This is a genomic window from Ferroacidibacillus organovorans, from assembly GCF_001516615.1.
GTDB classification, from domain to species: Bacteria; Bacillota; Bacilli; order Alicyclobacillales; family SLC66; genus Ferroacidibacillus; species Ferroacidibacillus ferrooxidans_B.
Map to the genome: position 1 here is coordinate 16030 of NZ_LPVJ01000003.1, position 12343 is coordinate 28372.

A 12343-nucleotide genomic window follows, 5' to 3' on the forward strand; every position below is an offset into this window, starting at 1 on the left:
ATTTTGAATCGATCCATAAAGCATTTGATTGAAATCACGATTGCATTTGTAACGATTCTTTTTCTTCTCGCCATTACCTTCTTTACTTGGCGGTTTGTATCAAATATCCACCCTATTCCCAAGTCAAATCCGGCTACTCCAAATACGAATAACCCTGCATCCAATCCAAATGTCGATCCTGGAGCGTCACTTGGAAACAAAATGGCCCCCAACTTCACATTGACCAATCAATTTGGAAAATCGATCTCTCTAAAGAATTATAGGGGTAAAATTGTTGTTTTGACATTTATTGATAGCAAATGCACCACAGTATGCCCGCTTACTGCAGTCGTATTAAAAAATCTCATGTATGATCTTGGTCCGTATCGAAAAAATGTACAGTTGGTTGCGGTCAATGCAAACCCGATCGCAACCAAGGTAAAAGACGTCTATGATTGGTCATCTTCGCATGGGATGCTCCATGAGTGGCAGTACCTCACAGGCCCTACCGATTCCTTGCAAAACGTTTGGAAAAATTACTACGTCTCAAGTCAAATCCTTCACGGCAATCTTGTAGAACACATCGCGGCCGTTTTTGTCATCGACGCAAAAGGTCATGAAAAATGGCTGTACCTAAACAGTACAGATCCTCAAGCATCGACGATTTCTGCCCAAGTACAAGAGATCGAAAACCACATTGCTCCCCTCTTGCCTGGACATGTAAGCCCTTCTCAATTCGCGCCCGCACGACAGCTAGAGTATCTTCCAAGCTCACTTGGACCTTCCTCAGCTGTAGATCGCGCATTTACGCTTCCAACACTTTTTCCCAACAAGTCTGGACTACCGACGACGCGAAATATTTCAATCGGCCACACTGGGCATTCTACACTGCTCGAGTTTTTTGCAACGTGGTGTCCAGATTGCCAAATGGAAACACCAACGTTACAAAAGTATGCGCAATGGACAAAAAGACATCCCACATGGCCTACTCTTTTCGCCGTAGATCTGCGACAATCTGAGCCATCGACGCTACATGTAAAACAATACATGGTCACAAACCATCTTCAATACCCAGTTGCTTTAGACGCGACTGGCAGCGTGAGTGACTTGTACGGGATCACAGGGATTCCCACACAAGTTTTAGTATCTGGTACCGGGCACATCCTTTGGTATCATCAAGGATTAATCTCTTTTTCAAACCTTACATCAAACCTACAGGCAAACATGTCAAAAGGCTTGTCGAAATAATACTCCGTTTCACGGACTGATATGGCAAGACTCGCCGAGGGGTTCAAAGTGATGATTTCGGTTGAGTCTTACCATTCATCATGGCTACGTACTGTTCAAACGTTATATTATGCCCCACGATATATTTTGCAGGAAGAATTCCCACATAACGAATATGCCATGGTTCATATTCATAACCCGTTATCGCTTGTTTTCCTTTAGGATATCGAATGATAAATCCATATGTCGCCGCATGTTTTTGTAACCAGATGGCTTGCGGGGTCTTTGAAAAGCAACTTTGAACAGCGCAACGTCCACTGCTTCCAGAGACATCAATGGCAAGACCAGTCTCATGTTCACTCTCTCCAGGCAGCGCGCTAAATTGCTCTGCCGCCAATTTTCCATACTGTTGAACATACTGTGCAAAAAGGGATGCTTGTGTCGCATACGACCGATAGGCGGAAACTCCATCCATAAAGACGCCATCTTGCTTTGCGGCAGCAAACATTCTCGCTAGCGCAAGTGCCGCTACTTTCCTCATTAAACGAAACTCAGCATCTCGCGCACCGTACAGAAATGGTACACTCGGGACAACAAGATCACTCGGTACATACCCACTGGGCAAGCGATTTTCTTTATTTACAAGAACCAATTGACTCGACGGATCTCTGACAGTTTGCAATGAGCCAAATAAATTGGAATGTACTGTTCCACTCGATTTCGTATGAGTTCGAATCGATTTACTGGCTACCCCTTGCCCCTCCTTTTTGGAACTTTGAATCGAAACCGCTTTTTGTAATCCAAGCAAAACGTGGTTTTCTATCAAGCGAGAAAGAGAACGATGATACCCTATAACGGTAACGACCACCAGCGCGAAAATGATAATCCACCGTTTTTTACGAACAAACCGCAAAATGAACGCCTCCACAATGAGTATAGCCAAAACTCTACAATGATCCAAGCAATTTTGTGTTCAGAAAGCATCGTATATTGATTCAATGATCGATCCTCACGATCGAAAAAAGTGCATAACCGAAGTATCAAGTATTGTCAGGTGCGCCGCTGCAAAAAGATAGAATTCGTATTAGTGCTTATGCGACAATTTATGATGAACAGCGACATCCTTGTCATGTTCCGAAGTGTGCACTTCCTGATGAAGACCATGATTTCCGCCATGTCCCAATACATGTGAACTACCCATTCCGTGTTTCATTCCACGGCGAACCATCCACCAATTGATTGGATACGTTACAATTGATCCAATCAAAATGCTAATCGACATGATCAGCCAGAATCGAAGATCTACAGCAGACATGACATGCCAAATCCTCATAAAGTACGCCATCGTCGGAAACATGCCAATCACCATAAAGGTCAATGATAAAAATTCCGCAAAAAAGGCAGTTTTCAATTCATGTTTAAATGTTGTTCCGTTCATTTTCATCATAGGAATCGTTTGGAAAAACAGCCATCCCATTAAAAAGCCAGCGATGTACTCAACCACCATGCTCTGAGACTCGGGTAACCTTAACCAAGTCGCAACAGTCGATGCAGCGACAATCCCTAACGCGTCACCAGCTACGCAATGCATGACAGAACCTACCGACTGCTTCCACATCGGCGCAACAAATGCATCGTGAGTGCCCGGTTCTGGCTCGCGACAACTACGGTGGTATAGCCAAATTCCGATGAATCCGAGGTAAAGCGTAATTAATATCCATGCGATTTTCATCATGGACATGATTTCCGGTTGGTGGCGAAGATCTTTCACCAACCAGAACGTACAACAGACTGAGATTACGATCCATGTTAAAGAGAAAATTTGCATTTTTAATCCCCATTTCTATGATTTTTGAAGAATCATAATATACCCTTTAAGAGGATCACCTATACGTTACATGCCAATGTACCCGTGATATAGCCCAATCAACCACTTAATGATTAACGTCAGCTGTCCCGTTGCCAATAAAATGCCCATGAATACCATAATTCCTCCGCCAATCTGATTAACACGATAACTGTATGTATGCAATTTTCGCGCGGAACCAAGTGTATAAGCCAAAATAAGAAATGGTATGGCAAATCCAACCGTATAAAAAAGCATGAGAAGTGCACCATTTAACTGATTGGTCGCAGCAACAGTAATGACTGATGCCAAAATTGGACCAATACATGGTGTCCATCCTGCAGAAAAGCTCATCCCAATGACAAATGCACCGAGAAAACCTTGCGGTTTGGAATCCACGTGCCACTTAAGTTCTCTCATCAGGAATCCCGGTTTAATAACTCCCATGAGAAATAGCCCCATGACAATTACAATGACACCTCCAACTTGACTAAGCACCGATCGATATTGTGCAAACAACAGACCAAGAAGGCTTGCCGAGGCGCCGAGCGCTACAAAAATGACAGAAAAACCAAGCACAAAGAAGACTGCGTGCGATAATGCCCGTTTTCGAATTTCTGAAGGGATATTCCCTTTTTGATAGGCTCCGTAAGAAACCCCAGAGATGTAGGAAATATACGATGGGTAAAGCGGAAGACAACAGGGTGAAATAAAAGACACCAGGCCGGCTATGAATGCGAGCCAAATGGACGGGACCATATTCACACGATCTGCCTCCGATCATTTTCTCGTACACTGATTATTCCGAGCAATGCAAGCACTAAAGCCACCCATTGCCCAGGACTTAATCCGATGATTACCCACGTATTTACGGCTGTAATCGATACGAGAAGAGATCCAATTCCAACAAATATAAGTAACCAACTTCCTTTATTCCTAACGCGCATCTTCCAGACGATAGCAAGAGAAATCCATAGCACCATAGACTCATAAAAATTTGTGGGTTGATATACTTGACCATAGGCATGAACGCCCCAAGGCAAATGGGTAGTCTTACCTAGAGATAACCAAAACAACTCCGTAACTGCACCACCCGCTACAAGTCCGATTGGCCAAATATTGATGACAGAACGCCAGATGGGTTTGAGTCTCCACCACTTATAGGAACCATAGGTGAGCGCAACGAGAAGACCTGCCTCTCCTGCATAGGTGCTTCCTGGAATTGCCAACATCGACAAAGGATTATGAATGGCATCCATTGGATTAAGCAAGAGATTGGAAAACTTCCATCCCAGAACCCCCACCAAAACAATAGAAAGGAGAAGTTCGCTTATTTGTTGACCTTGTTGAATCGATGTGCGCCGAACATACCATTTCATAAACTGTGTACCTAAATAAACACCGAGAAAAACACCGATCCATGCATAGGGAATGGTAATTTCCCCTATCGTGAAACCTCCGAGCAATGCAAGCATATCCATTCACACCTCTAATCAATGGTTAATCAGTGCCTTGAAATTTTCTTGCATCATCGCTTTAGACATACCCCCAGTTACACGGTTTACAATGATCCCCCTACCGTTTATAAAAAGACTCGTCGGAATTGCAATAACGTCGTATTTTTTAGCTATAACATCTTTGGGATCCTCTAAGACCGTATAGGGAATGTGATAATACTGAATGAATCCTTTCGCCGACTGCACGGTGTCACTCCCTGTTAAATTGATACCAAGAAAAACAACTTGCTTCCCATATTGACGATACATCCTTACCAAATCAGGAGTCTCTGCCTGACAGGGCGGGCACCAAGATGCCCAAAAATTTATAAATACGTCCTTTCCTCGATATTGTGATAATGACCGTGTACCCCCATTAAAAGTCATTAATCGAAAGGGAGGGGCTTGATATCCAGGTTCAGGTAACGTTGCTGGATTTCCCTTCACCTGATTCACGATTACAACTAAAATCATCACAAGGATAAGTACAACCACTATCCAAATCCGAATTGAACGAAATCGCATCACCATTTTCTCCTTACTTTAAAAGTGTTCACAAACAAGAAGCTACTAAAAATAGAATAAACAAAAGGAAAGACGTCCCTGATTGAATCATTGGTCGGATCATCCACTTGCGTTTTACGTCGCGCTTTACTTCTTGTCCAATCAGTTGATATACGCGTGGTCTCATGAAATCATCAAAGCTATTCCAAGCGACCTCATGAACATGTACGTGTTTCAAATCGACTTCCATTACAGCAAGAAGTGCTGCAGCAAGGTGTTCTTTTCCCACATGACGAATGGCAAACTGATCTGCATCAAGTTCCAACTGTATTTGGTATTGCCGTACAATTTCACCGACAATCGGAAAAAACCAAAAAACCTTTGCGAATGAGCGAGCTAATGCCAATAGAAGCGGATGGTGTCCAACCGCATGCATCCGCTCATGAAGTAAGACAGCGTGAAGTTGCTTCTCATTAAGTAATTCGACCATCCCTTGTGAAATCACGATTCGCGGATAGAAAAATCCTGATGTAAATGAAAAAATCTGCTTCGATTGAGTGTACGACAACCTATGTTCCATACTGTGCTCTTTTGCAAACTGAGAAACCGATTCAGGTGGAACACTAAAACTTAAACGCCCCATCAGTTTCGCTGCGCGAATCCTCTGTAGAATAACCATAAATAGGATTGCTCCTTGAGCGACTAGCAACAAAACGACGGCTCCAAAACCATTCTCCGATGAGTACTGAATCCCTTGGTTTAACCAAATTATGCAATACGCTGCAAAGGATGAGACATGCCTCCCCCAATTTATAAGAAAAGGACTCAGAAGAATTACGATGCTCAACAAGAGCCAGATAATAAAAAGCCAAAACCCCACTAAAAGGACGTTGTGATGATTTGCTTTCACTCTTCATGCTGTGAAACATTCAGAATGCGACGTAACTCAGTTAAGAGATCAGGATCGCGTCGCGAAACGCTATCGACAAAATGAACAATGGCCAATTCCCCAAATTCCTCCACCAAACAATCTGAAACATTTTGAGATACCCTTCTAAGTAGCTCATCTTTTGTGACGCAAGGAGAAAAGCGAGCGACACCTTCATCTATTCGCATAAGAAGTTCCTTCTCACAGAGCCTTTTTAAGATCGTCATCACAGTATTAAAGGCAAAAGGACGTTTATGTTCCAATTCCATCAGGACTTCCCGAGCAGTTCCACTTTTTATTCTCCACAATATTTCCATGACATCTGCTTCTAGTGGTCCCAAAACACGTTGAAGTCCTTGTTCACGTAAATGGAAAGCTTGTAGTTCTCCATTCTTCCACATGGTCTTCCTCCCACTTCCCAGTTCATTTTCCTATTGTGAAATGTTCTTTGAGTTAAAAAAATCGGTTACCATGAAAAAATCGATTCCATTTTTCATCTTTTCAAGCAATCAGTTTACCGACCAATATAGAGACGACAGACAATGCAATGAGAATAAAATTCACTACAATCACATCAGACATTCCAACCATCATCGAAGCCATCATAGCACTCATGACAGATGAAATCGTACGTTCACCTATTTCTTCGATGCGCAGTACCCTTTTCTCAATCATCGCCAAAGTCAGAGTACCTATGACAGCCACCAAGATGGCTAAGATTTCATTCTTAAAGACTGATTCTGTGAGAACCGCTATCGCAAATGGAACAGTCATGGAAATCATCATTTCAACAGACATTCCATGATAATTTCGATACTTTGATCGTCTCGACCGAGAATAAAGAAATATTCCTGCCACAAACGTAATTAAGGCAAAAAAACTCACAAGTCCCACCCCCATCACTACACTATGTCGTGCGGTAGTGGGACTTGCCACAGTCCTTTCGAAAAATTTCAACTTTCGTCATACGTTAATTGATCCTAATCTCATGCAGCCATCATTTCATGGTCGGAAAATGTTGCCCAAAATTCCATGCCCTTCTCCATGATGGCCGTGACGCTCTTCTTCATGATGACCGTGGCGCTCTTCTTCATGATGGCCGTGGCGCTCTTCTTCGTGACGGCGTGGTGCCCTTCTCCAAACAAATGGCGCAAAAAATCTGTCATGCTATACTCACCTCACGATTTGATGTCCCTCACACATCACACTACACTACGTAGTGTGATGTGTCGAGTCCTGCGCTACCATGCAGCGATGTATTTCTCCTTATTTTCCCAAACAAAAGAAGGCGAGCGATAACGATCTTGCAAAAAGTACTTGTCGTAGATGATGAAATTGTGATTATCGATGTGATTCAATCCTACTTAGAAAAAGCAGGTTATCAAGTCGTGACTGCTATGAATGGCGTAGAATGCATGCGGCAATTTATACTTTATAAACCAGATCTCGTTATCCTTGATCTCATGCTTCCTGACCATTCTGGGGAAGACTTATGTAAAACCATTCGCGCACAATCCGATGTAGCAGTAATTATGGTAACGGCAAAATCTTCTATAAACTCACGAATTCGAGGATTGTCGCTTGGAGCGGATGATTATTTGATCAAGCCATTTGACCCAAGGGAACTCATCACACGCGTTAAAACGGTTCTACGTCGCACGGAGGAACATCGATTGTTGGCATATTCTATCGAATGGGACGATGGTAAATTAATCATCGACGATGAACGTCATAAAGTCTTCGCTCGCGGAGAGGAACTTTCACTTACATCGCGAGAATATGATCTGCTCGTTACGCTAGCTCGACATCCAGGGCGTGTTTGGACACGGGACGAACTCGTGGTGCGCGCATTTGGTTTTCAGTACGAAGGTGATCTTCGCACCATTGATGCATTTATAAAAACGTTGCGGCAAAAGCTAGAAGAAAATCCTCGGCAACCAAGATATGTGCATACGGTTTACGGAGTAGGCTATCGATTCGAGGTTAAACCATTGTGAAACCATTACAGAGTAGACTGCTTATTTCATTTCTTGCGATCACTCTATCCATGACTGTTATGAACGCAATTGTCATCAGAATTGTCGCTACAAACCACTTTCGGTCTTTTCTTAATGGTCAAACCCGCCACACTGAAATCATTACAATGCTCGTAAGGCATCTCACGATCGCCTTAAGTCAAACTCTCATTTCGATGGCCATTGTCATCGTAATTTTGACCTTCGCGATATCCTGGTGGCTATCAAAGCGTTTAACATACCCTCTGAGAACGTTGATCGAGCAGGCTGAAGCATTGGCAAAAGGACACTTTTTCCACAATAGCAATCCCAGCAACAGTCACAACGAGATCACTTATCTCTCATCTACCCTCAACCATATGTCACAACAATTGGCTCAACAAGCAAATCTCCGAGAGCGACTTATCCAAGATATCTCACATGAACTCCGCACACCACTAACAGCCTTGAAGGCAAGCCTCGCAGCTATCATCGATGGCGTCTGGATGCCTACACCAGAGCGCTTTGCCTTACTCATGGCAGAAGTAACGCGGTTCGAGAAAATGGTGCTCGATCTTGAAAGGAGTATGATTCAAACCCAGCCAACGATGCGTGCTAAGGTACCCGTCAACATCTCGAACTGTTTACATTTAGCGATTGAACATGTAAAAGCTATTATTGAAGAAAAGAAAATTATCTTTCACGTTGGCATACTACCTGTTGATCAGTACGTTCTGACAGATGCAGATCAATTACTTCAGGTATTTGTAAACTTATTGGATAATGCATACAAATATACACTCCCCCATCATTCGATCGAAGTAAAGGTAGAAGTAACTTCCCGCGATATAAAGACAACCATTCGGGATACAGGCATCGGCATCCCGATGAAAGATCTGCCCTATATCTGTGAACGGTTCTATCGTGTCGAGTCTTCTCGGGATCGTAAGACAGGTGGAACAGGATTGGGACTTGCTATCGCTAAAGAAATCATTATCGATTCAAATGGCAGCTTGCAAATAGAGAGTCAGTTGGGGATCGGTACCATCGCGACCGTCATTTTGCCAAAAGTGTTATCTACCTTCGTCAGTTTTTCATAATTCATTTGTAGAGTATCCTTATATTCTCAGAAAGGTGGACAATCTGAATGCCAAGAAAATTCACTCGGCAAATCCTCGCCGCGTCGGCACTCCTTGCAATATCCGGATTTAGTGTTTGGCAAATAAGTTCAGCACAATCAGAACGATTGAATATGGCAATACCCAGGGCAACCACACATCCTGTCTCCCCAAATGTCTCAAACGCCTCATATACCGTCGATCAAGGAGTAAAAGTCTTCCACTTAACCGCGGAGAAGGTTAAACAAGAGGTATCAAAAGGTGTTTTCATGAATGCATGGGGATATAACGGTGGCACTCCTGGCCCTACCATCGTTGTTCATCAGGGTGACACGATCCGTGTCTTAGTATCAAATCGTTTGCCAGTCCCAACGAGTGTGCACTGGCATGGGCTAAACGTTCCGAATTCCATGGATGGCGTGCCAGGCATAGAGCCATCCCCCGCGATTCTACCGGGTAAGAGCTTCAGTTACCAATTTAAGGTGAATCAAGTTGGGACTTTCATGTATCACTCCCATTTGAATCCTGCGATTCAAGAGATGATGGGATTAGACGGGGTCTTTATTTCCCTCCCTAAACGTGGAAGAGATACATTTATGGGAAAATCGATACAACACGATTATACGCTGCTGCTGCAAGAGTGGAGCTTACAAAAAACAGGAACAAAGCAGAACAGAATGCCAATGGGTTCATCAAACTCTAATACTATGACCTTTGGTGAAGGTCAAGTGCCCGCTGGGAACTATGATATTAATCCAGAAAGCATGAGTTGGAATGTATTTACATTCAATGGAAAACAGTACCCGGCAACAGCGCCTTTAACTGTAAAAAAGGGGGATCGTGTATTGATTCGTCTCGCCAACTTGAGCATGGAAAATCATCCCATTCATTTGCACGGTCACAATTTTACGATTATATCCAAAGATGGAAACGAAATTCCGAAGACTGCCCAGTATCAGGAAAACACTGTGAATGTGGCTCCAGGTGAGACTTATGACATCTTACTAACTGCTAATAATCCTGGGAATTGGCCATTACATTGTCACTTACCCCATCACACGATGGGGATCAACGGACAAGAAGCAGGTATGATGTCTATCTTACAATACGTAAAATCGAACGGAAAACCCTATTATCCACTGCAGAAATCAAGTACTGCCAAGTCGGGAATGCCCAATGCCATGGGGAATATGAGCGGGATGTAACGTCACAATTCATGCTACTTCCATTAAACGGAAGTAGCATGGTCTACAATTGACCTAGAAATAACACAAAAAATGAATGACGATTTAGAAGTTAACTTAAGATCACCATTTAAGGATTATTAGATTGTCATATAGCATGTAGATAGCGACGATCATGATGATTGATGAAAATACAACCTGTAAGGTTCTCTTGTTCTGTCCAAGTCGACTCGATAGCATGGTTCCCAAAACGCCGCCAACAATTCCCCCGAGAACGTAGAGAATAAAAACCCACCAATCAATCATGCCAGAAATCGAATACGATATCGCCGTTGTTAGCCCGAAAGTTCCAACAGAGAAAAGAGAGCTTCCAATGGCATCGATCATTGACATACTCGTCGCATACATTAGCCCTGGAACAATCAAGAATCCCCCACCAATTCCAAAGAAACCAGAAACGACTCCCGTAGTGGCTCCAGTCGCGATCGTGCGAAGAAATTTAATTTCATGTACTTTTTCATCTGTTTGATCCGACTGTTTTGTCCGTAGCATCTTTACCGCAATGACCAACATGAGAACAGCAAACAAAAATAGCAAAGCTTTACCATCGAGCCTTTTGCCAATCACCGAACCGATCACTGCACCGATAGCACCTGGTATTGCAAATAAAATTGCTGCATTCCATCGAACATGATTCTTACGCCAATGTGGGATAAGATTAATAAACGCATTAACGGCAACCGCAAGCGCTGTGGTTCCAATAACAATATGTGCATCATGAATGCCAACAACGTATAAGAGCAGTGGAACAGCAAGGATGGAACCTCCACCTCCGATCAATCCGAGAGTAAACCCAACAAGACCGCCGGAAAATATAGAGAGTACAATCTGTACGTCGGTTAAATGAATATTCACGAGATAATCTTCCCTACGTATAAAATTTTGTCGAACGAATTCAATCTCCGCAAATACCTACCAGGGTATCATAGGTGAGCGATGTTTTTCTGTCAATAATGTGAGATCAATCCATTGTCCATATGAAGATATAAGAACGCGAAAGCACGCAGGGTCAAGTCCGTAATTGTGTGTAATTTCGTTTTTCCTCTGTCCAAAGGGGCTCTTGTCCTTTCATCGCCTTCCGACGACTTGAAGCTCTTCCGTTCATCTTGCGATTCGTGTGGCTCCACCCTTGCATGGATGCGGTTTGGTTTGTCCGGCCAGACGGGACACCCAAGCGCAAGGTGAAAGCTTCATGATGCCCACGTCTCGGCCTTCTGCCTCAATTTCTCCTGCTGCTCCTTGCACCACGAAGCATACGCATCCATGTCGAGGTATTTTCGATGGGACGACCATCCCTCATCGATCCCCATCAGCAACGCTCCTAGCAAACGAAGTGTAAATTCTCGATTGGGAAAGATGCGAATCACTCGCTCACGACGGCGAATCTCTTCGTTTAACCGTTCCACGCTGTTCGTCGTCCGCAACTTCCGATGCAACGATTCGGGTAACGCCAATACTGCCTTTGCATCTTCAAATCCTTCTTCCAACACCTTGACCGCCTTGGGTGCCTTCTCTCCATATTCTTGGAGCACTCGGTTTAGCAGCGTTCTTGCCGTCTCCTCATCAGGTGCCGTTAAAATCGTCCGCACCTGCTGCTGTATTTCAGACATCAGCTTCTGCAAAACACACGGGATTCGATGGAATGGACCGGCGTTTGGATGGCCTGCAAAGAAAGAGCGCAAAGATACAGAAACGACAGGCGAAGCTTGATGCGGCGGATCGCAATGCTGTCGAAGGGAAATTTGGCGAGGGCAAGAGAATCTACGGGCTTGGTCTTATGAAGGCACGACTGGCAAACACGAGCGCGACGGTGATTACCCTTCAACTGCTGGTGATGAACCTGGAAAGGAAATTACGGTTCCTTTTTTGTCGCCAATCCTGTCTACTCTCTTTAATCATCCGAAAGAAAACCGGGTTGGCCATTTTGTGCCGTACGACACTCCCTACTGTAGTGGGCGAATATTCCTCCAGAGCACTGAGGTTCAAATACCGATTGGACGCTTCTGT

At 43.7% G+C, this 12343-nt stretch carries 14 protein-coding genes and 2 pseudogenes; 5 read left to right on the forward strand and 11 right to left on the reverse strand.

What is annotated here, in order from left to right; genetic code table 11:
* The first annotated feature begins 3 nt into the window (after nucleotides 1–3).
* Nucleotides 4–1227 carry a redoxin domain-containing protein gene (locus tag ATW55_RS01195; RefSeq protein WP_067711227.1) on the forward strand — a complete coding sequence of 408 codons (1224 nt, stop codon included), beginning with the start codon at nucleotides 4–6 and terminating at the stop codon, nucleotides 1225–1227.
* Nucleotides 1228–1270: 43 nt separating this feature from the next.
* Here the strand turns inward: ATW55_RS01195 and ATW55_RS01200 are convergent, their stop codons facing one another.
* The 9 genes from ATW55_RS01200 to ATW55_RS01240 form a co-directional block, all read right to left on the reverse strand.
* Nucleotides 1271–2134, reverse strand: a complete 864-nt coding sequence (locus tag ATW55_RS01200; protein ID WP_235586942.1) for a M15 family metallopeptidase — start codon at nucleotides 2132–2134, stop codon at nucleotides 1271–1273.
* 156 nt (nucleotides 2135–2290) lie between these two features.
* Entirely contained in the window at nucleotides 2291–2941 is a 651-nt protein-coding gene (locus ATW55_RS01205) for a DUF4396 domain-containing protein (RefSeq protein WP_160327138.1), read from the reverse strand.
* Nucleotides 2942–3100: 159 nt separating this feature from the next.
* The gene (locus tag ATW55_RS01210; RefSeq protein ID WP_067711308.1) at nucleotides 3101–3811 is read right to left on the reverse strand and encodes a cytochrome c biogenesis CcdA family protein; all 711 of its coding nucleotides are present in this window, start codon (nucleotides 3809–3811) and stop codon (nucleotides 3101–3103) included.
* 2 nt (nucleotides 3812–3813) lie between these two features.
* Nucleotides 3814–4533 (reverse strand): prolipoprotein diacylglyceryl transferase family protein, encoded by a 720-nt coding sequence (locus tag ATW55_RS01215; protein ID WP_082685428.1) that lies wholly within the window; start codon nucleotides 4531–4533, stop codon nucleotides 3814–3816.
* A gap of 12 nt (nucleotides 4534–4545) precedes the next feature.
* Nucleotides 4546–5073 (reverse strand): TlpA family protein disulfide reductase, encoded by a 528-nt coding sequence (locus ATW55_RS01220; protein WP_067711231.1) that lies wholly within the window; start codon nucleotides 5071–5073, stop codon nucleotides 4546–4548.
* Nucleotides 5074–5101: 28 nt separating this feature from the next.
* A complete protein-coding gene (locus tag ATW55_RS01225; RefSeq protein ID WP_153004968.1) occupies nucleotides 5102–5764 on the reverse strand; it encodes a M56 family metallopeptidase in 663 nt (220 codons plus the stop codon).
* A 194-nt stretch (nucleotides 5765–5958) separates the two neighbouring features.
* Nucleotides 5959–6381 (reverse strand): BlaI/MecI/CopY family transcriptional regulator, encoded by a 423-nt coding sequence (locus tag ATW55_RS01230; RefSeq protein ID WP_067711235.1) that lies wholly within the window; start codon nucleotides 6379–6381, stop codon nucleotides 5959–5961.
* A gap of 100 nt (nucleotides 6382–6481) precedes the next feature.
* Entirely contained in the window at nucleotides 6482–6865 is a 384-nt protein-coding gene (locus tag ATW55_RS01235) for a hypothetical protein (protein WP_067711237.1), read from the reverse strand.
* A gap of 101 nt (nucleotides 6866–6966) precedes the next feature.
* Entirely contained in the window at nucleotides 6967–7146 is a 180-nt protein-coding gene (locus tag ATW55_RS01240) for a hypothetical protein (protein WP_067711239.1), read from the reverse strand.
* A gap of 138 nt (nucleotides 7147–7284) precedes the next feature.
* On the opposite strand from ATW55_RS01240, the gene ATW55_RS01245 reads away from it, so the two are divergent.
* The 3 genes from ATW55_RS01245 to ATW55_RS01255 are packed head-to-tail and all read left to right on the forward strand — an operon-like array spanning nucleotide 7285 to nucleotide 10297.
* Nucleotides 7285–7977: a response regulator transcription factor gene (locus ATW55_RS01245; protein WP_201024908.1), complete on the forward strand. Its 693-nt coding sequence runs from the start codon at nucleotides 7285–7287 to the stop codon at nucleotides 7975–7977.
* The gene (locus ATW55_RS01250) at nucleotides 7974–9074 is read left to right on the forward strand and encodes a sensor histidine kinase (protein WP_067711241.1); all 1101 of its coding nucleotides are present in this window, start codon (nucleotides 7974–7976) and stop codon (nucleotides 9072–9074) included. The genes ATW55_RS01245 and ATW55_RS01250 overlap by 4 nt, the downstream gene beginning before the upstream one ends.
* A 47-nt stretch (nucleotides 9075–9121) precedes the next feature.
* Entirely contained in the window at nucleotides 9122–10297 is a 1176-nt protein-coding gene (locus ATW55_RS01255) for a multicopper oxidase family protein (RefSeq protein WP_235586943.1), read from the forward strand.
* Nucleotides 10298–10399: 102 nt separating this feature from the next.
* Here the strand turns inward: ATW55_RS01255 and ATW55_RS01260 are convergent, their stop codons facing one another.
* The gene (locus tag ATW55_RS01260; RefSeq protein ID WP_143216107.1) at nucleotides 10400–11191 is read right to left on the reverse strand and encodes a sulfite exporter TauE/SafE family protein; all 792 of its coding nucleotides are present in this window, start codon (nucleotides 11189–11191) and stop codon (nucleotides 10400–10402) included.
* A 335-nt stretch (nucleotides 11192–11526) separates the two neighbouring features.
* Nucleotides 11527–11949, reverse strand: a pseudogene (locus ATW55_RS01265) (transposase); the annotation flags it as partial.
* A 4-nt stretch (nucleotides 11950–11953) separates the two neighbouring features.
* Here ATW55_RS01265 and ATW55_RS16625 point away from each other — a divergent pair.
* Nucleotides 11954–12209, forward strand: a pseudogene (locus ATW55_RS16625) (transposase); the annotation flags it as partial.
* Nucleotides 12210–12343 lie beyond the last annotated feature (134 nt).